The organism is Enterobacter sp. Crenshaw, from assembly GCF_024734705.1.
GTDB classification, from domain to species: domain Bacteria; phylum Pseudomonadota; class Gammaproteobacteria; order Enterobacterales; family Enterobacteriaceae; genus Enterobacter; species Enterobacter asburiae_B.
Map to the genome: position 1 here is coordinate 4053939 of NZ_CP102932.1, position 21613 is coordinate 4075551.

The 21613-nt window shown below is 57.1% G+C and carries 22 protein-coding genes; 10 read left to right on the forward strand and 12 right to left on the reverse strand.

What is annotated here, in order from left to right; genetic code table 11:
- Nucleotides 1–2: 2 nt before the first annotated feature.
- Nucleotides 3–773 (reverse strand): 2-dehydro-3-deoxyglucarate aldolase, encoded by a 771-nt coding sequence (garL, locus tag NWV12_RS19275; protein ID WP_048974676.1) that lies wholly within the window; start codon nucleotides 771–773, stop codon nucleotides 3–5.
- Between the two features lie 373 nt (nucleotides 774–1146).
- On the opposite strand from garL, the gene garD reads away from it, so the two are divergent.
- Nucleotides 1147–2718, forward strand: a complete 1572-nt coding sequence (gene garD, locus NWV12_RS19280; RefSeq protein WP_048981203.1) for a galactarate dehydratase — start codon at nucleotides 1147–1149, stop codon at nucleotides 2716–2718.
- A gap of 153 nt (nucleotides 2719–2871) precedes the next feature.
- On the opposite strand, the gene rsmI is transcribed toward garD, so the two are convergent.
- Nucleotides 2872–3735 carry a 16S rRNA (cytidine(1402)-2'-O)-methyltransferase gene (gene rsmI, locus NWV12_RS19285; RefSeq protein WP_023309315.1) on the reverse strand — a complete coding sequence of 288 codons (864 nt, stop codon included), beginning with the start codon at nucleotides 3733–3735 and terminating at the stop codon, nucleotides 2872–2874.
- Between the two features lie 62 nt (nucleotides 3736–3797).
- Here rsmI and NWV12_RS19290 point away from each other — a divergent pair, with 62 nt between their 5' ends.
- Genes NWV12_RS19290 through dolP form a run of 4 tightly spaced genes read left to right on the forward strand, consistent with a single transcriptional unit; the run spans nucleotide 3798 to nucleotide 7525 of the window.
- Nucleotides 3798–5975: a penicillin-binding protein activator gene (locus tag NWV12_RS19290; RefSeq protein ID WP_048981200.1), complete on the forward strand. Its 2178-nt coding sequence runs from the start codon at nucleotides 3798–3800 to the stop codon at nucleotides 5973–5975.
- Nucleotides 5933–6328, forward strand: a complete 396-nt coding sequence (locus tag NWV12_RS19295; protein WP_025756731.1) for a YraN family protein — start codon at nucleotides 5933–5935, stop codon at nucleotides 6326–6328. The genes NWV12_RS19290 and NWV12_RS19295 overlap by 43 nt, the downstream gene beginning before the upstream one ends.
- 21 nt (nucleotides 6329–6349) lie before the next feature.
- Nucleotides 6350–6940 carry a DnaA initiator-associating protein DiaA gene (diaA, locus tag NWV12_RS19300; protein ID WP_003861754.1) on the forward strand — a complete coding sequence of 197 codons (591 nt, stop codon included), beginning with the start codon at nucleotides 6350–6352 and terminating at the stop codon, nucleotides 6938–6940.
- 9 nt (nucleotides 6941–6949) lie between these two features.
- On the forward strand, nucleotides 6950–7525 hold the full coding sequence (gene dolP, locus NWV12_RS19305) for a division/outer membrane stress-associated lipid-binding lipoprotein (protein ID WP_029739641.1): 576 nt from the start codon (nucleotides 6950–6952) through the stop codon (nucleotides 7523–7525).
- Between the two features lie 67 nt (nucleotides 7526–7592).
- On the opposite strand, the gene NWV12_RS19310 is transcribed toward dolP, so the two are convergent.
- Together NWV12_RS19310 and NWV12_RS19315 are read right to left on the reverse strand one after the other, a co-directional pair.
- Nucleotides 7593–8630: a permease gene (locus NWV12_RS19310; protein WP_048981199.1), complete on the reverse strand. Its 1038-nt coding sequence runs from the start codon at nucleotides 8628–8630 to the stop codon at nucleotides 7593–7595.
- A gap of 40 nt (nucleotides 8631–8670) precedes the next feature.
- Nucleotides 8671–9315, reverse strand: a complete 645-nt coding sequence (locus NWV12_RS19315) for an NAD(P)H-binding protein (protein ID WP_033146736.1) — start codon at nucleotides 9313–9315, stop codon at nucleotides 8671–8673.
- A gap of 128 nt (nucleotides 9316–9443) precedes the next feature.
- On the opposite strand from NWV12_RS19315, the gene NWV12_RS19320 reads away from it, so the two are divergent.
- The gene (locus NWV12_RS19320) at nucleotides 9444–9962 is read left to right on the forward strand and encodes a type 1 glutamine amidotransferase domain-containing protein (RefSeq protein ID WP_048981198.1); all 519 of its coding nucleotides are present in this window, start codon (nucleotides 9444–9446) and stop codon (nucleotides 9960–9962) included.
- Here NWV12_RS19320 and NWV12_RS19325 read toward each other — a convergent pair.
- On the reverse strand, nucleotides 9942–10376 hold the full coding sequence (locus NWV12_RS19325; protein ID WP_048981197.1) for a YhbP family protein: 435 nt from the start codon (nucleotides 10374–10376) through the stop codon (nucleotides 9942–9944). The genes NWV12_RS19320 and NWV12_RS19325 overlap by 21 nt on opposite strands.
- Before the next feature lie 14 nt (nucleotides 10377–10390).
- Here NWV12_RS19325 and NWV12_RS19330 point away from each other — a divergent pair, with 14 nt between their 5' ends.
- On the forward strand, nucleotides 10391–10720 hold the full coding sequence (locus NWV12_RS19330) for a GIY-YIG nuclease family protein (protein ID WP_023309323.1): 330 nt from the start codon (nucleotides 10391–10393) through the stop codon (nucleotides 10718–10720).
- Here the strand turns inward: NWV12_RS19330 and NWV12_RS19335 are convergent.
- Together NWV12_RS19335 and NWV12_RS19340 are read right to left on the reverse strand one after the other, a co-directional pair.
- Nucleotides 10707–11210 (reverse strand): GNAT family N-acetyltransferase, encoded by a 504-nt coding sequence (locus NWV12_RS19335; protein ID WP_023309324.1) that lies wholly within the window; start codon nucleotides 11208–11210, stop codon nucleotides 10707–10709. The two genes, NWV12_RS19330 and NWV12_RS19335, sit on opposite strands and share 14 nt — an antisense overlap.
- Nucleotides 11204–11728: an SCP2 domain-containing protein gene (locus NWV12_RS19340; RefSeq protein ID WP_029739636.1), complete on the reverse strand. Its 525-nt coding sequence runs from the start codon at nucleotides 11726–11728 to the stop codon at nucleotides 11204–11206. The genes NWV12_RS19335 and NWV12_RS19340 overlap by 7 nt, the downstream gene beginning before the upstream one ends.
- 211 nt (nucleotides 11729–11939) lie before the next feature.
- Here NWV12_RS19340 and NWV12_RS19345 point away from each other — a divergent pair, with 211 nt between their 5' ends.
- From NWV12_RS19345 to NWV12_RS19355, 3 genes are all read left to right on the forward strand, one after another.
- Entirely contained in the window at nucleotides 11940–12935 is a 996-nt protein-coding gene (locus tag NWV12_RS19345; protein WP_023309326.1) for a peptidase U32 family protein, read from the forward strand.
- A 7-nt stretch (nucleotides 12936–12942) separates the two neighbouring features.
- Complete coding sequence (locus NWV12_RS19350) at nucleotides 12943–13821, forward strand: U32 family peptidase (protein WP_048981250.1); 879 nt, start codon at nucleotides 12943–12945, stop codon at nucleotides 13819–13821.
- Between the two features lie 78 nt (nucleotides 13822–13899).
- A complete protein-coding gene (locus NWV12_RS19355; RefSeq protein ID WP_047060267.1) occupies nucleotides 13900–14907 on the forward strand; it encodes an LLM class flavin-dependent oxidoreductase in 1008 nt (335 codons plus the stop codon).
- Nucleotides 14908–14969: 62 nt separating this feature from the next.
- Here the strand turns inward: NWV12_RS19355 and mtr are convergent, their stop codons facing one another.
- The 5 genes from mtr to pnp all read right to left on the reverse strand — a co-directional run bounded on the left by mtr (nucleotide 14970) and on the right by pnp (nucleotide 21567).
- On the reverse strand, nucleotides 14970–16214 hold the full coding sequence (gene mtr, locus NWV12_RS19360) for a tryptophan permease (RefSeq protein ID WP_048981248.1): 1245 nt from the start codon (nucleotides 16212–16214) through the stop codon (nucleotides 14970–14972).
- Nucleotides 16215–16356: 142 nt separating this feature from the next.
- Nucleotides 16357–18255, reverse strand: a complete 1899-nt coding sequence (locus NWV12_RS19365) for a DEAD/DEAH family ATP-dependent RNA helicase (protein ID WP_039260432.1) — start codon at nucleotides 18253–18255, stop codon at nucleotides 16357–16359.
- The gene (gene yrbN, locus NWV12_RS19370; RefSeq protein ID WP_097397692.1) at nucleotides 18248–18328 is read right to left on the reverse strand and encodes a protein YrbN; all 81 of its coding nucleotides are present in this window, start codon (nucleotides 18326–18328) and stop codon (nucleotides 18248–18250) included. The genes NWV12_RS19365 and yrbN overlap by 8 nt, the downstream gene beginning before the upstream one ends.
- Before the next feature lie 107 nt (nucleotides 18329–18435).
- Nucleotides 18436–19320: a lipoprotein NlpI gene (gene nlpI, locus NWV12_RS19375; RefSeq protein WP_023309331.1), complete on the reverse strand. Its 885-nt coding sequence runs from the start codon at nucleotides 19318–19320 to the stop codon at nucleotides 18436–18438.
- A 108-nt stretch (nucleotides 19321–19428) separates the two neighbouring features.
- Nucleotides 19429–21567 (reverse strand): polyribonucleotide nucleotidyltransferase, encoded by a 2139-nt coding sequence (pnp, locus tag NWV12_RS19380; RefSeq protein WP_024906369.1) that lies wholly within the window; start codon nucleotides 21565–21567, stop codon nucleotides 19429–19431.
- Between the last annotated feature and the right edge of the window lie 46 nt (nucleotides 21568–21613).

Below are 21613 nucleotides of genomic sequence, written 5' to 3' on the forward strand. Positions count from 1 at the left end.
GGTTATTTTTTAAAAGCGTCGGCTAATTTCTGCGTGGCCGAGCGGAATACCCCGAGGTCGCTGCCGACGGCAACAAACGTGGCTCCCCACTCCAGATAGCGACGGGCGTCAGCCTCAACCGGTGCCAGAATGCCGCACGGTTTGCCGTGTGCTTTAGCGCGGGCAAAGATGTGCTGGATCGCGCGCTGCACGTCAGGGTGGCTGGCGTTACCCAGATGGCCAAAAGCGGCCGCCAGATCGCTTGGGCCGACGAAGATACCGTCCACGCCGTTTGTGGCTGCAATCGCGTCAACGTTATCAACGCCCTGCTGGCTCTCGATCTGAACCAGAATGGTGATGTTGTTATTCGACTGCGTGAAGTAGTCCGGCACGGTGCCAAACATATTGGCGCGATGCGAAACGGAAACGCCGCGGATCCCTTCTGGCGGATAGCGCGTTGAGGCTACGGCCAGGGCCGCTTGTTCTTCCGTCTCCACAAACGGGATCAGGAAGTTGTAGAAACCGATATCCAGCAGGCGCTTGATAATTACCGGCTCGTTAGTTGGCACGCGCACTACCGGGGCGCTGGGACTGCCTTTCAGCGCCATCAGCTGCGGAATAAAGGTGCTGATATCGTTCGGCGCATGTTCGCCGTCCAGCACCAGCCAGTCAAAACCTGCCAGGCCCAGCACTTCGGTGCTGATTGGGTTTGCCAGCGCGGACCAGCAGCCAATCTGAATCTGGTGTGCCGCGAGGGCCGCTTTAAATTTATTCGGGAAGATATCGTTACTCATCATATTTACCTTTTTAATTCGCAGCCTATATCAGCATCATTTTATTTATTCAGACACCGCACCAGCATTATATTTATTATTCCGACGTATTTTGGCGTTATAAAATCGTCATTCAGTATAAGACGCAATCCACGACCGCACATTGTTTTAATGCTCAAGTATTGCGTTACACTTCGATAAATTTTTTTGCATATGCACAAGGCGCTGGGCGCTAATGCACAGAATCAGGCATTACTGGTTCTGGAGCGATCGCGATCACATTTTCATATCCCCTATGCTGACATGCTTTATTTCTGAAAGCCGCGTATTTATTTCTACCATTAGAAAATTGGCTGAATTTATTATCAGACACTTTGCTGGAGAATACTGAACAATGGCCGACATTGAAATTCGACAGGCATCGCCGACGGCGTTTTATATAAAAGTCCACGACACCGATAATGTGGCGATAATTGTCAACGACAATGGCTTAAAAGCAGGCACCCGCTTCCCGGACGGGCTGGAACTGATTGAGCATATTCCGCAGGGACATAAAGTCGCCCTGGTGGATATCCCTGCTAACAGCGAAATCGTACGTTACGGTGAAGTCATCGGCTATGCCGTTCGCTCTATACCGCAGGGCAGCTGGGTTGAGGAGTCGCTGGTGGCGCTGCCGGAAGCGCCGCCGCTGAACACGCTTCCGCTGGCGACCCGCGTGCCGGAACCGCTTCCTCCGCTGGAGGGCTATACCTTCGAAGGCTACCGCAACGCGGACGGCAGCGTCGGCACCAAGAATCTGCTCGGCATTACCACCAGCGTGCACTGCGTGGCGGGCGTAGTGGATTACGTGGTGAAAATCATCGAACGCGATCTGCTGCCGAAATACCCGAACGTCGACGGCGTGGTGGGCCTGAACCACCTCTACGGCTGCGGCGTGGCGATTAACGCCCCCGCTGCCGTGGTGCCTATCCGTACCATCCACAATATCGCCCTCAACCCGAACTTTGGCGGCGAGGTGATGATCATCGGTCTGGGGTGTGAAAAATTGCAGCCAGAGCGCCTGCTGCAGGGCACCGAAGATGTCAAAGCCATTCCGGCAGACGAGGCCAGCATCGTGCGTCTGCAGGACGAACGCCACGTGGGTTTCCGCTCAATGGTCGACGATATCCTGCAGGTGGCTGAACGCCATCTGGATAAGCTCAACAAGCGCCAGCGCGAAACCTGCCCAGCGTCTGATTTGGTGGTGGGAACCCAGTGCGGCGGCAGCGATGCCTTCTCCGGCGTAACGGCCAACCCGGCGGTGGGCTATGCGTCCGACCTGCTTGTTGGCTGCGGCGCCACGGTGATGTTCTCCGAGGTAACCGAAGTGCGTGACGCCATCCATCTGCTTACGCCGCGCGCCGTTAATGAAGAGGTCGGCAAGCGCCTGCTTGAGGAGATGGCCTGGTACGATAGCTATCTCGATATGGGCAAAACCGACCGCAGCGCCAACCCGTCTCCGGGGAACAAAAAAGGCGGCCTGGCAAACGTAGTGGAAAAAGCGCTCGGCTCCATTGCCAAATCCGGCCAGAGCGCGATTGTGGAAGTGCTCTCTCCGGGCCAGCGCCCGACGAGGCGCGGCCTGATCTACGCGGCAACGCCGGCCAGCGATTTCGTCTGCGGTACTCAGCAGGTAGCGTCCGGCATTACGGTACAGGTCTTTACCACCGGGCGCGGCACGCCGTACGGCCTGATGGCGGTGCCGGTGATCAAGATGGCGACCCGCACCGAGCTGGCAAACCGCTGGTATGACTTAATGGACATCAACGCGGGCACCATCGCCACCGGAGAAGAGAGCATTGAGGACGTGGGCTGGAAACTGTTCCACTTCATTCTGGATGTCGCCAGCGGGCGGAAGAAAACCTTCTCGGATCAATGGGGATTACATAATCAGCTGGCGGTGTTTAACCCGGCACCGGTGACGTGATTTTTCGCACCACATCTATCCCGCATTCAGGTAACTCGCCGGACACGCCGCAAACCGTCCAGGTTGAGGCGATACCTGTTGACTAAAAGACGCATAGCGATCTGCAGGCCGGGTCAGGCGCAGCCGCCACCCGGCAAAACAGGCGGCAGGGGCTTACTCCCCCTGCTGCTCCAGCGCATGCTTATACAGCGCATTTTTCTTCACGCCGTGAATTTCCGCCGCCAGCGCAGCGGCCTTCTTCAGCGGCAGTTCCGCCTGCAGCAATGCCAGCGTGCGCAGCGCGTCGGCAGGGAGCGCGTCTTCCTGCGCTTTATGCCCTTCGACAATCAGCACCATTTCGCCCTTGCGGCGGTTTTCGTCTTCCTTCACCCACGCCAGCAGTTCACCCACTGGCGCACCGTGAATGGTTTCCCAGGTTTTGGTCAGCTCGCGCGCCAGCACCACGTAGCGGGCTTCTCCCCAGACGGTCACCATATCTTCCAGGCTCTCCAGCAGGCGGTGCGTGGATTCGTAGAAAATCAGGGTGCGCGGTTCCGCTTCCAGATCTTTTAACACGTCACGGCGGCCTTTGGATTTAGCAGGCAGGAAGCCTTCATAGCAGAAACGGTCAGACGGCAGACCTGCGGCGCTCAGCGCAGCAATGGCGGCGCACGGACCCGGCAGCGGCACAACGCGAATACCGGCTTCACGACAGGTACGCACCAGGTGATAGCCGGGATCGTTGATCAGCGGCGTACCGGCGTCGGAGACCAGGGCAATGTTCTGCCCCTCTTTCAGCTTCGCCACCAGCGTTTCGGCTTTTTGTTGCTCATTGTGATCGTGCAGAGCAAACAGACGGGCGTTAATCGCGAAATGTTGCAGCAGCAGACCGGTGTGGCGGGTATCTTCAGCAGCAATTAAATCAACAGCCTGCAGTACGGTGAGCGCACGTTGGGTAATATCAGACAAATTCCCGATAGGAGTAGGTACAATATAAAGCTGGCCTTGAGAATTATCTGCCGTTTCGTGTTGTTTCATTGTTTCGTCCGTATTGCCGATTTAATATTGAGCATTGCGTAAAAAAAATCACTGGATACAGTATGGTACCGTTAACGTTTCTTCGAAAAAAAGCCACGCGCAGCGTGCCACTTCTGCTGGCAGCCCTGATCTTTGCAGGCTGTGGCACCCAGGCACCTGACCAGAGCACCGCCCATCTTCAGGGATCTGCTCAGGCTGATTCTGGCTTTTATCTGCAACAAATGTCGCAGAGTTCAAATGATACCAAGACCAACTGGCAATTACTCGCCATTCGTGCACTGCTGAAAGAGGGTAAAACCCAGCAGGCAGCCGAACTGTTTAACCAGTTGCCAAAAGATCTTAACGACGCCCAGCGTCGTGAGCAGAGCCTGCTCTCTGCCGAGCAGAAGGTCGCGCTGAAAGATTACGCCGCCGCGAAGAAGACCCTCGGTGACATTGACGTGAGCGCGCTGGATAAAAATCAGCAGGCTCGCTTCTGGCAGGCGGGCATTACCGCTGAGCAGGGACGTCCTTCTCTCACGCTGCTCCGTGCCCTCGTCGCGCAAGAGCCGCTGCTCGGCGGTGCCGATAAGCAGAAAAATATTGATGCCACCTGGCAAGCGCTTGCCTCGATGACTCAGGAACAGGCGCAGGCTCTGGTCATCAACGCCGATGAAAACGTCCTTCAGGGCTGGCTGGATCTGCAGCAGATGTGGTTTAACAACCGCAGCGATCCAAAGATGCTGAAAGCCGGTATTACGGACTGGCAGACGCGCTACCCGCAAAACCCGGGGGCGAAAATGCTGCCAACCCAGCTGGTAAACGTGCAGAACTTTAAGCCAGCGTCCACCAGCAAAATCGCCCTGCTTCTGCCGCTCAACGGCCAGGCGGCGGTGTTTGGCCGTACCATTCAGCAGGGCTTTGAAGCCGCGAAAAACGGTACCACTTCGGTAACCGGCAGCGCGGTTCCCGCGCAGGCGGCCCAGGCGGCTAACGTGAATGATGTGGTCAGCCCGTCCGCAGCGGAGACCAGCGATCTGACCACGGCGCAAGCGCCGGCGCAGGGTACGATGCAAAACCCGGTGACGGCCCCGACGACGCCTCCGGCTACAGCAGCACCTGCTGCGGCAGCCCCGGCTACTACAGCACCAGCGACTCAGGCTCCGGCCGAGACGCAAGTGGCACCAGCACCTGAAGCGACAGCAGAACAGCCTCAACAGCAGCCTGCGCAACCCGCAGCCCAGCCTGCCGCTCAGCCGCAGGCCGTGGCAACCACCAGCGCCAACCCGGGCGCTGAGGTAAAAATTTACGACACCAGCTCGCAGCCGCTTGACCAGGTTCTGGCGCAGGTTCAGCAGGACGGGGCCAGCATCGTTGTCGGTCCGCTGCTGAAAAACAACGTGGAAGAGCTGATGAAGAGCAATACCACGCTGAACGTGCTGGCGCTCAACCAGCCTGAGCAGGTTCAGAACCGGGCCAATATTTGCTACTTCGCGCTTTCCCCTGAAGATGAAGCCCGCGATGCGGCGCGCCATATTCACGAGCAGGGTAAGCAGGCTCCGCTGCTGCTCATCCCACGCAGCGCGCTGGGCGATCGCGTGGCTAACGCCTTTGCCGATGAGTGGCAGAAGCTGGGCGGCGGCGTGGTGCTGCAGCAGAAATTCGGTTCCGTCTCTGAACTGCGCGCGGGCGTAAACGGTGGAGCGGGTATCGCGCTCAACGGCAGCCCTGTCACCGCGAGTCTGCCGCCGCAGCAGGGCGTGACGATTGGCGGCCTGACGATCCCTGCCCCGCCTACCGACGCGCAGATTAGCGGTGGCGGTAAAGTGGATGCGGCCTATATCGTTGCCACGCCTCAGGAGATCGCCTTTATCAAACCGATGATCGCAATGCGTAACGGCAGCCAGAGCGGCGCAACGCTCTACGCCAGCTCGCGCAGCGCGCAGGGCACCGCAGGCCCGGATTTCCGTCTGGAAATGGACGGTCTGCAGTACAGCGAAATCCCGATGCTGGCAGGCAGCAACCCGGCGCTGATGCAGCAGGCGCTGAGTACCGTACGTAACGATTATTCGCTGGCGCGTCTGTATGCGATGGGTGTCGATGCATGGGCGCTGGCGAACCACTTTACCCAGATGCGTCAGGTGCCGGGCTTTGAGCTTAACGGCAACACCGGCGATCTGACCGCGACTCAGGACTGCGTGATCAACAGGAAGTTATCATGGCTCAAATACCAGCAGGGGCAAATCGTCCCGGCCAGTTAAGCCGTAAAGAGACCGGCGATGCGTGGGAGTTAAAGGCGCGTCGCTGGCTTGAAGGCAAAGGACTGCGCTTTATCGCCGCTAACGTCCGCGGGCGCGGCGGCGAAATTGATCTGATCATGAAAGAGGGTCAGGTCATCGTGTTTGTAGAAGTCCGTTTTCGACAGTCCTCCCGTTTTGGCGGTGCTGCCGCCAGCGTGACGCTCGCCAAACAACATAAATTATTACAGACTGCCCACTTGTGGCTTGCCCGCCATAATGGGAGCTTTGATACTGTGGATTGCCGGTTCGATGTGATAGCCTTCACCGGAAATGAGATCGAATGGCTTAAAAACGCTTTTGGCGAAGACGCATAATTAAGATTTAAAAGGGATAACGTGCTCGAAAGAATTAAAGTGTGCTTCACAGAAAGCATCCAGACTCAGATTGCCGCGGCGGAAGCCCTTCCGGATGCTATCTCGCGTGCCGCAATGACGCTGGTGCAATCCCTGCTTAATGGCAACAAAATCCTCTGTTGTGGCAACGGCACGTCAGCCGCCAACGCACAGCATTTTGCTGCCAGCATGATCAATCGCTTTGAAACAGAACGCCCGAGTTTACCCGCCATTGCACTTAATACCGATAATGTGGTCTTAACGGCAATTGCTAACGATCGTCTGCATGACGAAATTTACGCAAAGCAGGTGCGAGCCCTGGGTCATGCGGGAGATGTGCTGCTGGCCATCTCCACGCGCGGCAATAGCCGGGACATTGTCAAAGCCGTTGAAGCCGCCGTCACCCGCGACATGACCATCGTGGCCTTAACCGGCTATGACGGGGGTGAGCTGGCGGGTCTGCTTGGGCCGCAGGATGTGGAAATCCGCATTCCTTCTCACCGAAGCGCGCGTATTCAGGAGATGCATATGCTTACGGTGAACTGCTTATGTGATTTGATCGATAACACGCTTTTCCCTCACCAGGATGATTAAGGAGTTCTTATGAAGGCTTTATCGACCCTCGCAGTCCTTATGTCTGCATTACTGCTTCAGGGATGTATCGCTGCGGCCGTTGTGGGTACCGCCGCGGTAGGCACCAAAGCGGCAACCGATCCACGCACCGTGGGGACACAGGTGGATGACGGTACGCTGGAGCTGCGCGTCAACAGTGCGCTGTCGAAAGACGAACAAATCAAGAAAGAAGCGCGTATCAACGTGACGGCTTATCAGGGCAAAGTGCTGCTGGCAGGCCAGGCGCCAAATCTGGAGCTCGCCTCTCGCGCGAAACAGATTGCGATGGGCGTCGAAGGGACCACAGAGGTGTTTAACGAAGTGCGCCAGGGCAAGCCAATTGGCCTGGGTGACGCCTCTTCCGATACCTGGATCACCACCAAAGTGCGTTCCCAGCTGCTGGGCTCGGACCAGGTGAAATCCTCCAACGTGAAAGTGACGACTGAAAACGGCGAAGTGTTCCTGCTGGGTCTGGTGACCGACCGTGAAGGGAAAGCGGCGGCGGATATCGCCAGCCGGGTGAGCGGCGTGAAGCACGTCACCACCGCGTTTACTTACATCAAATAAAAAAAATCCCCTCGCTTGAGGGGATTTTTTTGTAGGCCCGGTAAGCGCCAGCGCCACCGGGCTTTTTTTACATCAACGCAATACTGCCCACCATCACCCCGCTCAACGCCACCAGCCCTGCGGTCAGCCACAGCGCTTTCGCCGGGAACGACTTACGCAGCATGATAAGCGACGGCAGGCTTATCGCCGGCAGCGTAATCAGCAGCGCCAGCGCCGGCGCGGTGCCCATACCGGCCAGCATCATGGTCTGAACAATCGGGATTTCCGCCGCCGTTGGGATCACAAACAGGCAGCCCGCAACGGCCATCGCAATGACCCACATCAGCGTGTTGTCGATAGCGCCATCCGCATGCGGGAAGAGCCAGACGCGCGCCGCCCCCAGCACCAGTACCGCCAGGATATAGACCGGGATGGTGCTCCAGAAAAGCTGCCATAGCGCCCTGCCCCAGCGCGCAAAGAAGCCACCCTGCGGTTCGCTGACGTCCAGCTCAACGGCTGCGGGTTCTGCGGCAGAATCCTTGACCAGTTTTTGCACCAGCGTCGCCACCACCAGCACGGTCAGCAGCCCGGCGACCAGGCGGATGAACGCAAAATGCCATCCCAGCACAAAGCCCATAAACACCAGCGTCGCCGGGTTGAGCAGCGGGTTCCCCATCCAGAACGCCAGCGCGCCGCCCATCGACACGTGCTGACGCCGCATCCCTGCGGCCACGGGCGCGGCGCAGCAGGAACACATCATCCCCGGCAGGGAGAAAATCGTCCCCAGCAGCGTGCCCTGAAAGCGCGGCTGCCCAAGGGTTTTCACCAGCCAGTTACGGGGGATAAGCACCTGAATCAGCGAGCCCAGAATGACGCCTAAAACGGCGGCCTTCCAGACGGCAAGGAAGTAGACCATGGCATAGTCCCACGCCGCCTGCAGCGGGCTGGAATCAGCCTGTGCGAGAATAGATTTACCGATGCTGTGCGTTTCGGCGGCGGTGAAGGCTTTGCCGTAGTACGGCTGCCATTTCACGTACCAGAGGCCAACAATGACCACGAGAAAGAAGAGTGCGGGCTTCCACCATTGGACAGGTGTTGCCGCCTGAGATGAAGACTGACCAGTCATAGCATTCCCCGGAGAGTATTAGGTTATTAGCCGGGGGAGTTTACGCCTCGCCCTGCGCGATTTCACGCAGTTTTGCCGAAGGGATAATGTTAACACCCGCTTTCGACGGGGCCAGCCCCTCTTTTAGCATCGCGCGCGCGACGTCCCGCGCCTCGATGGATTTCCAGTTGCCGGGAAGAATGCGAAACAGCGGGGCAAATATCGACTCGTTAAACCGGCGTTCATCCCGGTGGCCGATCAGCATCGAAGGGCGCACTATCGTCAGCTGCTCCCATTTCTGCGCAATCAGCGCATCCTCCATCTTGCCCTTTACCTTGTTGTAGAAGAAAGGCGACCCGGCACTGGCGCCCAGCGCGCTGACCACCAGAAAATGTTTGGCCCCCAGCTTTTTCGCCGTGAGTGCGGTATCCACCACCAGCGTGTAGTCGGCGTGGATAAAGGCCTCTTTGCTGCCCGCCTCCCGCCGCGTGGTGCCCAGACAGCAAAAGGCGATATCAATGGGATCCTGCACCTGCGCCAGCGCGTCGGTCAGCTGAGGATCGTGCGGATTAAAGACGCCGGATAAGTCCGCCAGCGGTCGACGCGTCGGGGCGGCGATATAGTTCACGCGGCGATCCTGAATCAGCAGCCGCAGCAGATGATCGCCCACTAACCCGGTAGCACCCGTAATCAATACCTGACTCATCTTTTCCCCTTTACAGAATTGTCCGTTTGCGAACTCAGCGTCGTCGACCACACTTAGAAGTCTGTTACAGGTAAGTATTTACCACAAGCGGAGAAAAATCAGTCTGAAGCCAAAACAACGGAGGAAGCATGGGCAAGAAAATCGCAGTCTTGATTACCGACGAGTTTGAAGATTCAGAATTCACCTCTCCAGCAGAGGCGTTCCGCAAGGCGGGACATGAGGTCATCACCATTGAGAAAGAGGCGGGTAAAACGGTGACAGGCCATAAGGGCGAGGCGACCGTGACCATCGATGAGAGCATTGATAACGTTAGCCCCTCAGATTTCGACGCTCTGCTGTTACCCGGCGGCCATTCCCCGGATTCCCTGCGCGGGGACGAGCGCTTCGTGACCTTCACCCGAGACTTTGTCTCGACCGGCAAACCGGTCTTTGCCATCTGCCACGGCCCGCAGCTGCTCATCAGCGCAGAAGTGGTCCGCGGGCGTAAGCTTACCGCCGTGAAACCGATCGTTATCGATCTGAAAAACGCGGGGGCCGAGTTTTACGATCAGGAGGTGGTCAACGACAAAGACCAGCTGATCACCAGCCGAACCCCGGACGATCTCCCGGCGTTTAACCGCGAAGCGCTACGCCTCCTCGGCGCGTAACCAGTGCAGCTTCTTGCCAAAGCCCAGGGTGTTGTCGGTAAATTTCAGCTCATCGAGGCGGATTTCCCACACCGGGGCTTTTAGCGCAGCGGCAACGGGAAAGCGGCGCGTGTAGAGCTTACGGCGCGCGTCGCTCTCTTCACCATCCAGACGACGGATCTCCCCTTTAAACTGTACGCCGCGGATCAGCGCGACCGTTTTCGGCTGGCCGTTTACCGTGCCTGCCACCTTTGCCTGCTGGCCGGTCATCTGCGCATGACGCGTTTTGTCTTCACTCATGACATAAAAAGCCACGCGCTCAGGATCGTAGTAGTAAAATGCATTTGCGCACCACATCTCCCCCTCGTCATAGACGCACCAGGTGACAACATGCTGCTTTGCCAGCCAGCGGTTAATGGCGGCCAGTGTTTCCATTTTCGTTCTCTCTCATGCTATGGTGCGTTCACCTTAACATACTGAATCCGTTTACCGTGTGCTGGTTTCTCTATCTTGTCCGAACCGCTGATAACGCACTCTACACCGGGATCACCACCGATGTGGCGCGGCGTTTTTTACAACATCAAACGGGGAAAGGGGCAAAGGCGCTGCGGGGGAAAGGGGAATTACAGCTCGCCTTCTCAGCGGCCGTCGGCGACCGTTCGCTGGCGCTCAGGCTGGAATACCGCATCAAGCAGCTGACGAAGCGCCAGAAAGAGCGCCTCGTGACCGGAGACGGCTCCTTTGAGGCGCTGCGCGAGAGCCTGATTAAAAGCGATTGAAATGGTCGTGATACTCGACCAGGCCATTGACGCCGTTGAGCGCGTCGTCCGCCAGGCGATGGACCTGGAAAGCGGATTCCGTACCCGGCCAGCGGCAGCGCAGATCGTAATGCGCGGCCTGCTCAAAGCCTAAACGGCCATAGAACGCAGGATCGCCCAGCGTGACAACGGCCGCGTAACCGAACTCATTGAGCGAATCCAGCCCTTCATAGACCAGCTGGCGCGCCAGACCCTGCCCGCGATAGCTTTCATCTACCGCCAGCGGCGCCATGCCTACCCACTGCAGCTCTTCGCCCTGAACGATGACCGGACTGAAGGCAACATAGCCCACCACCTGACCTTCGTCATCGGTGGCAACCAGCCCCAGCGTAATCAGGCCGTCTTCGCGAAGGTCGTGGACCAGTTGGGCTTCGGCATCGCTCGCAAAGGCGCGGCGTAACAACGCATCGATCCCCGGCGCATCAATCCCAATTTCGACTCGAATCAGCATGGCTCACCTACTGAAGTGTGTTTACCGTCCGGCGGGGTTTTCAGCCCTGCCTCAACGAAATCTGCCATTTGCATTAACATCACGCGCAGCGCTTTTGGCATCTGCTCCAGCTCAATGGCATCCATTAAATTCTTCACGTACAGGCCCAGCTCCGTGTCGCCTTCAATTACCAGACGGCGCTGGAAGAAGAGCGTATCCGGATCCTGCTTGCGCGCGGCGATCATCAGCAGATCGCTGGCGTTGGCGCTAAAGCTCACATCCGCGTCGGCGGATTCGCGTACGATCAGCTGGTCATTCTCAACGGAGGTAAACCAGCGCAGCCCGATGTCACGCACCTCAATGCTTAACCAGCGGCCTTCCAGGAATTCCAGCTCGCCGTCCTGCAGCGCCTGGCGGAACTGCCAGCTCAGGACCTGTTCCAGCACCTGGCGTTTTAGCGCGAACGGCGCCAGCTTGACCGGCACGCTCAGCATTGATGGACCAAATTGTACGAGACGTGAACGCAGTTTATCCAGCACGAGCTTTACTCCCTGATATCTATAGTCCTGCTATTTTGCCATATCCGAAGCGCAACATAGCGGCGTAAATCAACAAACCGTCGTCAGCCGTACCTCATTATTGGTGTCATCAATACGCCATTAGCTGCCTTAAATCAAAAATTGTCGCGTATGGGTTAATTAAAATCCCAGCTCGTTAACAATTTTGCGATCGACTACATCAGGATAAATTATGGAGCTGCTCTGCCCTGCCGGAAATCTTCCGGCGCTTAAGGCGGCCATCGAAAATGGGGCCGATGCGGTCTATATCGGGCTGAAAGATGACACCAACGCCCGCCATTTTGCTGGCCTCAACTTTACGGAGAAAAAGCTTCAGGAAGCCGTTAACTTCGTTCACCAGCACCGCCGCAAGCTGCATATCGCCATCAATACCTTTGCTCATCCTGACGGCTACGCCCGCTGGCAGCGCGCGGTGGATATGGCAGCACAGCTGGGTGCCGATGCGCTGATCCTGGCCGACCTCGCCATGCTTGAGTATGCGGCAGAACGCTATCCCCATATTGAGCGCCACGTCTCTGTTCAGGCATCTGCCACCAACGAAGAGGCGGTACGTTTTTATCATCAACACTTTGACGTGGCCCGCGTGGTGCTGCCGCGCGTGCTCTCTATTCATCAGGTTAAGCAACTCGCGCGCGTCACGCCAGTACCGCTGGAGGTTTTTGCCTTTGGCAGCCTGTGCATCATGGCCGAAGGCCGCTGCTATCTTTCCTCTTATTTAACCGGAGAATCGCCGAATACCGTCGGGGCCTGCTCTCCTGCCCGCTTTGTTCGCTGGCAGCAGACCCCTCAGGGGCTGGAATCTCGCCTGAATGAGGTGCTGATTGACCGCTACCAGGACGGTGAAAACGCCGGTTATCCCACCCTGTGTAAAGGCCGCTATCTGGTCGACGGCGAGCGCTATCACGCGCTGGAAGAGCCGACCAGCCTCAACACGCTGGAGCTGCTGCCGGAACTGCTGGCGGCCAATATTGCCTCGGTGAAAATTGAAGGACGTCAGCGCAGCCCGGCCTATGTGAGCCAGGTAGCGAAAGTGTGGCGTCAGGCCATCGACCGCTGCATGGCGGACCCGCAGAACTACGCACCACAGCAGGCCTGGATGGAAACGCTTGGTTCGATGTCCGAAGGCACGCAAACCACGCTTGGCGCGTATCACCGTAAATGGCAGTGAGAAAATCATGAAATATTCATTAGGACCGGTGCTCTACTACTGGCCAAAAGAGACGCTGGAAGATTTTTACCAACAGGCCGCGACCAGCAGCGCCGACGTGATTTACCTCGGCGAAGCGGTGTGCAGCAAGCGCCGCTCCACCAAAGTGGGCGACTGGCTGGATATGGCAAAGAGCCTTGCCGGCAGCGGCAAGCAGGTGGTGCTCTCCACGCTCGCGCTGGTGCAGGCGTCTTCCGAACTGGGCGAGCTGAAGCGCTACGTCGAAAACGGCGAGTTCCTGCTGGAAGCGAGCGATCTGGGCGTGGTGAACATGTGCGCTGAACGCAGGCTGCCGTTCGTCGCGGGTCATGCCCTCAACTGCTACAACGCCGTCACCCTGCGCCTGCTGCTCAAACAGGGAATGACGCGCTGGTGCATGCCGGTGGAACTCTCCCGCGACTGGCTGGCAAACCTGCTTAACCAGTGCGACGAGCTGGGCATTCGCAATCAGTTTGAAGTGGAAGTCCTGAGCTACGGCCATCTGCCGCTGGCCTACTCCGCCCGCTGCTTCACCGCGCGCTCGGAAGACCGCCCGAAAGACGAATGCGAAACCTGCTGCATCAAGTACCCGAACGGACGCAGCATGCTGTCGCAGGAGAATCAGCAGGTGTTTGTCCTCAACGGTATTCAGACCATGAGCGGCTATGTCTATAACCTCGGCAACGAGCTGGCGTCGATGGACGGGCTGGTGGATATGGTTCGGCTGTCGCCGCTGGATACCGGCGTGTTCGCGATGCTGGACGCCTTCCGCGCCAATGAAAACGGCGCCGCGCCGCTGCCGCTGACGGCAAACAGCGACTGCAACGGCTACTGGAGACGGCTCGCCGGGCTGGAGCTGCAGGCGTAAAAAAGGCTCACTTTGTTAACAACGGTTATCATTATTTAATGCAGTATTAAAGATTCACCGTCGACAAAGTGAGCTGTTATGACTGACAAAACCATTCCGTTTTCGGTGCTGGATCTGGCGCCGATCCCACAAGGCTCCTCGGCAAGAGAAGCCTTTTCGCACTCTCTGGATCTGGCTCAGCTGGCCGAGAAGCGTGGCTATCACCGCTACTGGCTGGCCGAACACCACAACATGGTGGGCATCGCCAGCGCCGCGACCTCGGTACTGATTGGCTATCTGGCAGCAAATACCACCACCCTGCACCTGGGCTCCGGTGGCGTAATGCTGCCGAACCACGCCCCGCTGGTGATTGCCGAGCAGTTTGGCACCCTGAATACCCTCTATCCTGGGCGTATTGATTTGGGTCTTGGTCGTGCGCCCGGCAGCGACCAGCCGACCATGCGCGCCCTGCGCCGCCATATGAGCGGCGATATCGACAACTTCCCGCGCGACGTGGCCGAGCTGGTGGACTGGTTCGACGCGCGCGATCCGAACCCGCACGTACGCCCGGTACCGGGCTACGGTGAGAAGATCCCGGTGTGGCTGTTAGGCTCAAGCCTCTACAGCGCACAGCTCGCCGCACAGCTGGGGCTGCCGTTTGCCTTCGCCTCGCACTTCGCGCCGGATATGCTGCATCAGGCGCTGCATCTTTACCGCACGAACTTTAAACCGTCCGAGCGTCTGGAGAAGCCGTACGCGATGGTGTGTATCAACATCATTGCCGCCGACAGCAATCGCGACGCGGAATTCCTGTTCACCTCAATGCAGCAGGCGTTTGTGAAGCTGCGCCGCGGTGAGACGGGCCAGCTTCCGCCGCCGGTGGAGAATATGCATCAGCTGTGGTCCGCCTCCGAGCAGTATGGCGTGCAGCAGGCGCTGAGCATGTCGCTGGTAGGCGATAAATCGAAAGTGCGCCACGGGCTGGACGCGGTGCTGCGCGAAACGCAGGCGGATGAGATTATGGTTAACGGCCAGATTTTCGATCACCAGGCGCGTTTGCATTCGTTTGAACTGGCGATGCAGGTGAAAGAGGAACTGGTGGGGTAGTTTTTTGCTTTTCTCCCTCTCCCTATGGGAGAGGGCCGGCGTGAGGGGTTCAACCCCTCGTTTTACTGATACACAGGCAACAGATTAAAACTCGACAGCACGTGTACCAGTGCGTTACCAACGCCGAATACCAGAATCAGCACAATCATCGGCTTGCCACCCCAGACGCGGAATTTCGGGCTACCGAAGCGTTTACGTGATTTGCGCGCCAGCAGCGCCGGCACAATCGCCGCCCAGATAGTTGCCGCCAGCCCTGCATAGCCGATGGCGTACAGGAAGCCGTTCGGCCACAACAGACCGCCCACAATCGGCGGCAGGAAGGTCAGCAGCGCGGTTTTTAAACGCCCCATCGCAGAATCATCAAAGCCGAACAGATCCGCCAGATAGTCAAACAAGCCCAGCGTCACGCCCAGGAAAGAGCTCGCCACCGCAAAGTTAGAGAAGATAACCAGCAGTAGATCCAGGCTGCGGCTGTTCAGCACGCCGCTCAGCGCCTGCACCAGCACGTCGATGTTACCGCCCTTCTGGGCAATGCCGATAAATTCCGGACGCGGGATGTTGCCCATCGTCCCCAGCAGCCAAATCACATACAGACCCAGCGCCAGCAGCGTGCCGTAGACCAGACACTTCACAATGGTGCGGGGATCTTTGCCGTAGTACTTCATCAGGCTCGGCACGTTACCGTGGTAACCGAACGACGCCAGACAGAACGGCAGCGTCATCAGCAGGTACGGCGTGTAGGAGGTGTTCACTTCGTCGACGTTAAACAGCGTGGCGGGCGTCACGTGCCCCAGCAGGCTGCCGAAGGTCAGGAAGAAAGTGATGACCTTCGCGCCTAATACGATCGCCGTCATGCGGCTCACCGCTTTGGTACTCATCCAGACGATAAACGCCACAGCCAGCGCAAAACACAGCCCTGCCAGACGCGCCGGAACGTTCATCGACATCTCCGAGAAGGTATGGTGCAGAATCGAGCCGCTCGCTGAAATGTACGCGTAGGTCAGGATATAGAGCACAAACGCGATGGACAGGCCGTTCACCAGGTTCCAGCCTTTGCCCAGCAGATCTTTGGTGATGGTGTCGAAGCTGGAGCCAATGCGGTAGTTCAGGTTTGCTTCAAGGATCATCAGCCCGGAATGGAGCATGCAGAACCAGGTAAAGACCAGCGCCGCCAGCGACCAGAAGAACCACGCACCGGACATGACCACTGGCAGGGAAAACATCCCGGCACCAATGATGGTTCCGCCGATGATCACCACGCCGCCAAGCAGCGAAGGTGACGTTTGGGTGGTGGTTAGTGTCGCCATACAGCCTTTTCTCCAGTCAATCATGCGGTTCTGCATTTTAATGTGACGCACTGTACCAGTACAAGAGTACAAAAGGAATAAAAAAAGCCCCGATAGCGTGTATCGGGGCTGTATATTTTACTTTACGTCAGTTGCGTAAGGCTTACGCGTCACGGCGACGGCTGGTGCCTTCATCACGACGTGGGCCGCGGTTTTCGCGACGCTCGCCGGAGAAACGACGACCTTCACCACCGCGACCTTCGCTGCGGCCGCCTTCACGACGCTCGCCACCGAAGCTGCGACCACCGCCACGACGTTCGCCACCGCGGTCAGGACGTGGCTGTGCATCGCCCATCAGCTGCATGTTCATCGGCTTGTTCAGGATGCGGGTACGCGTAAAGTGCTGCAGCACTTCGCCCGGCATGCCTTTTGGCAGCTCGATGGTAGAGTGGGATGCGAACAGCTTGATGTTACCAATGTAACGGCTGCTGATGTCGCCTTCGTTAGCGATCGCGCCAACGATGTGACGAACTTCAACGCCATCATCACGGCCCACTTCAATGCGGTACAGTTCCATATCACCCGCGTCGCGACGTTCACGACGTGGACGATCTTCACCACCACGCTCTGGACGGTCACCACGTGGGCCACGGTCATTGCGGTCATTGCGGTCGCCACGACGTTCGAAGCGATCGTCACGGTCACGGAATTCACGCTTAGGACGCATCGGCGCATCTGGTGGCACGATCAGGCTACGTTCGCCCTGAGCCATTTTCAGCAGTGCTGCAGCCAGGGTTTCCATGTCCAGCTCTTCGCCTTCAGCAACAGGCTGAATCTGCGACAGCAGCGCACGGTACTGGTCCAGATCGCTGCTTTCCAGCTGCTGCTGTACTTTCGCGGCGAATTTTTCCAGGCGGCGTTTGCCCAGCAGATCTGCATTTGGCAGGTCAGCTTCTGGAATGGTCAGCTTCATGGTGCGTTCAATGTTACGCAGCAGACGACGCTCGCGGTTCTCAACGAACAGCAGCGCACGACCCGCACGACCCGCACGACCGGTACGGCCGATACGGTGAACGTAAGACTCGGAATCCATCGGGATGTCGTAGTTAACAACCAGGCTGATACGCTCAACGTCCAGACCACGTGCTGCCACGTCGGTTGCAATCAGGATATCCAGACGACCGTCTTTCAGACGCTCCAGAGTCTGCTCACGCAGGGCCTGGTTCATGTCGCCGTTCAGCGCTGCGCTGTTGTAGCCGCTACGCTCCAGGGCTTCAGCCACTTCCAGGGTCGCGTTTTTGGTACGCACGAAGATAATCGCCGCATCAAAATCTTCCGCTTCCAGGAAACGTACCAGCGCTTCGTTTTTGCGCATGCCGTACACAGACCAGTAGCTCTGGCTGATGTCCGGGCGAGTGGTAACGCTGGACTGAATACGCACTTCCTGAGGATCTTTCATGAAGCGCTTGGTGATACGACGAATCGCTTCTGGCATGGTGGCAGAGAACAGCGCGGTCTGATGACCGTCCGGGATCTGCGCCATGATGGTTTCGACGTCTTCGATGAAGCCCATACGCAGCATTTCATCTGCTTCATCCAGTACCAGGCCGCTCAGTTTAGAGAGGTCCAGAGTACCGCGCTTCAGGTGATCCAGCAGACGGCCCGGCGTACCGACAACAATCTGTGGGCCCTGGCGCAGGGCGCGTAACTGCACGTCATAACGCTGGCCGCCGTACAGGGCTACCACGTTTACGCCGCGCATATGTTTAGAGAATTCCGTCATGGCTTCTGCAACCTGAACAGCCAGTTCACGGGTTGGAGCCAGGACGAGGATCTGCGGTGCACGCAGGTCCGGATCAATGTTGTTCAGCAGCGGCAGCGAGAATGCTGCAGTTTTACCGCTACCAGTCTGGGCCATGCCCAGCACGTCACGACCAGAAAGCAGGTGTGGGATACACTCAGCCTGGATCGGAGATGGTTTTTCGTAACCCAGATCGTTAAGGGCTTCAAGGATAGGAGCCTTCAGGCCCAGATCTGCAAAAGTGGTTTCGAATTCAGCCATGTAGTACAAGTGCCTCGATATTAATGGCGGCCAGTCTACTTAGCTCATCGTGAAAATGATTAGCAATTTTCATTGAAAAGTGTGAACCGGCTCAAAGTAGGTGTATTGACGAACAACAACGCCCTCACCAGTTAAGGTGATGGCAATCAAAAGATTACGGGCTGATGTTTATGTCGTCAGCTATTGCTGGTCCGATTCTGCCAGGTCGTCATGCTCCTGGCCCAAGAGCGATAATTCCAACAATGCATAACGGTGCTCAACGAAGTTGTGTACGTTGTTAGCAACCGCTAATTTGAACAGTGCCGTAGCGCTGTCCATATCCCCCAGACTTAGGTAGTACTTACCTAAATAGAAGTTGGTTTCACTGAGATGCTCAGCGAGCGAGGTGTTATCCGTTGCGTCCGCCTTGAGGCGTTCCATCAGCGTTGCTTCGCTAATGTTGCCCAGGTAGAACTCGACAATGTTCCATCCCCACTGTTCCTTGTCCGATTTATCGAAGCGCTGTTTTAGTGCCTCTTTTGCCTGCTTCTCATCGAGCTTCCGCTCAACGATGTAAAGCCACAGGCTACGGAAAGGATCATTAGGATCGTCTTGATAAAACGCCAGCAGATCATCTTGCGCTAACTTATCACGACCGCCGTAATACAATGCGATACCGCGATTCAAGTGCGCGTAGTTGTAAGTTGGATCAAGCTCAAGTACAGAATCAAACGCTTCATAGGCAGCATCAAAATTGCCTGCCTGCGTTAAATAAATGCCTAAGTAATTGAATACTTCAGGCATATCAGGTCGGATAGCCAGCGCTTGTGAAAAATCATTTCGCGCCAATGCCCTCAGACCGAGACTATCATACAACACTCCGCGCTCATATAAAAGCTGTGCGCGTTCTTCGTCGGTTAAAGCCCGACTGGCAAGTATTTGTTCCATGCGTGCCAGAATCACTTCCTGCTGCAAAGTCGGTTGCAATGGCACTGCGAGGACTTCGCTCTTACGCCAGGCAGAGTTGCTGCATCCTGCCAGCGTTAAAGCTGTCGCAACGAAACACCAGCGCAAAAAAGGCTTCATTTCCCACTCCCGAAGACAACTATTGGATGAACGTCCTGTCCCCCGGCGGCTTAACAAGGCGTCCTGCCTGATAATAGGCCCTCCGCAAAGCGGAGGGCAAATGGCAACTTACTCGCCTTGCTGTTCTGCTGCCTGTGCTTCTGGCGCAGCAGCTGGCTGAGACTGCTCGGTTGCTTCTTTAATGCTCAGACGGATACGGCCCTGGCGATCAACTTCCAGAACTTTCACCGGTACTTCCTGACCCATCTGCAGGTAATCGGTCACTTTCTCAACGCGCTTGTCAGCGATCTGAGAGATGTGAACCAGACCTTCTTTACCGCCACCGATGGCAACGAACGCGCCAAAGTCAACGATACGGGTCACTTTACCTGCGTAGACGCGGCCCACTTCGATCTCTGCCGTGATTTCTTCGATGCGACGGATCGCGAATTTCGCTTTCTCGCCGTCGGTTGCTGCGATCTTCACAGTACCGTCATCTTCGATTTCGATCGTGGTGCCAGTCTCTTCGGTCAGCGCACGGATTACGGAACCGCCCTTACCGATAACATCTTTGATCTTGTCTGGGTTGATCTTGATGGTGTGGATACGTGGAGCGAATTGAGAAATGTCGCCACGCGGCGCGTTAATCGCCTGTTCCATCACGCCCAGGATGTGCAGACGCGCACCTTTAGCCTGGTTCAGAGCAACCTGCATGATCTCTTTGGTGATACCTTCAATTTTGATATCCATCTGCAGCGCAGAGATACCTTCGCGGGAACCCGCTACTTTGAAGTCCATATCGCCCAGGTGGTCTTCGTCACCCAGAATGTCAGACAGAACAACGAAGTTGTCGCCTTCTTTCACCAGGCCCATTGCGATACCCGCAACGGCGGCTTTGATCGGCACGCCTGCATCCATCAGCGCCAGAGAAGCACCACACACGGAAGCCATGGAAGAAGAACCGTTGGATTCGGTGATTTCAGAAACCACACGAACGGTGTACGGGAACTTGTCAGCTTCTGGCATCACTGCCAGCACGCCGCGCTTCGCCAGACGACCGTGACCAATTTCACGACGCTTCGGCGAGCCAACCATACCGGTTTCGCCTACGGAGTACGGAGGGAAGTTGTAGTGGAACAGGAAGCTGTCAGTGCGCTCGCCCATCAGTTCGTCGATGATCTGTGCGTCACGTGCAGTACCCAGGGTCGCGGTAACCAGCGCCTGCGTTTCGCCACGGGTGAACAGCGCGGAACCGTGAGTACGTGGCAGAACGCCAGTACGCACATCCAGACCACGGATCATGTCTTTTTCGCGGCCATCGATACGCGGCTCGCCTGCCAGCACACGGCTACGAACAACGTTTTTCTCGATTGCGTGCAGGATGTCGCTCAGTTCGTTAGCGTCCAGCGTTTCGTCTTCAGCAACCAGCGTCGCGATAGTTTCAGACTTGATCACGTCAACCTGAGCGTAACGCTCCTGTTTGTCAGTGATGCGGTATGCATCGCTCAAACGAGATTCTGCCAGAGCTGCAACGCGTGCGTTCAGCGCATCGTTTGCTGCTTCTGGCTGCCAGTCCCAACGTGGTTTACCGGCTTCTTTCACCAGGTCGTTGATGTTCTGGATAACGATCTGCTGCTGGTCGTGGCCAAATACCACAGCGCCCAGCATCTGGTCTTCGCTCAGCAGTTCAGCTTCGGATTCAACCATCAGCACAGCCGCTTCAGTACCCGCAACAACCAGGTCCAGCTTACTTTCTTTCAGCTCTTCCTGGGTTGGGTTCAGTACGTACTGGTCGTTGATGTAGCCAACGCGCGCGGCACCGATTGGGCCATTAAATGGAATACCAGACAGTGACAGGGCAGCGGATGCGCCGATCATGGCAACGATGTCCGGGTTAACCTGTGGGTTAACGGAAACAACGGTCGCGATAACCTGTACTTCGTTAACGAAGCCTTCCGGGAACAGCGGACGAACCGGGCGGTCAATCAGACGCGCAATCAGGGTTTCGCCTTCGCTTGGACGGCCTTCACGACGGAAGAAACCACCCGGGATTTTACCGGCAGCGTAGGTACGCTCCTGGTAGTTAACGGTCAGCGGGAAGAAGTCCTGACCTGGTTTAGCTTTTTTCTGGCCAACAACGGTAACGAATACCGCAGTGTCATCCATGCTTACCATAACGGCAGCAGTAGCCTGACGTGCCATCATGCCGGTTTCCAGCGTGACGGTATGTTGACCATACTGGAATTTACGAACGATCGGATTCAGCAAAGTTCTGTCCTTTCTTAAATGTTTGACAGCACACCACCGGTGTGCT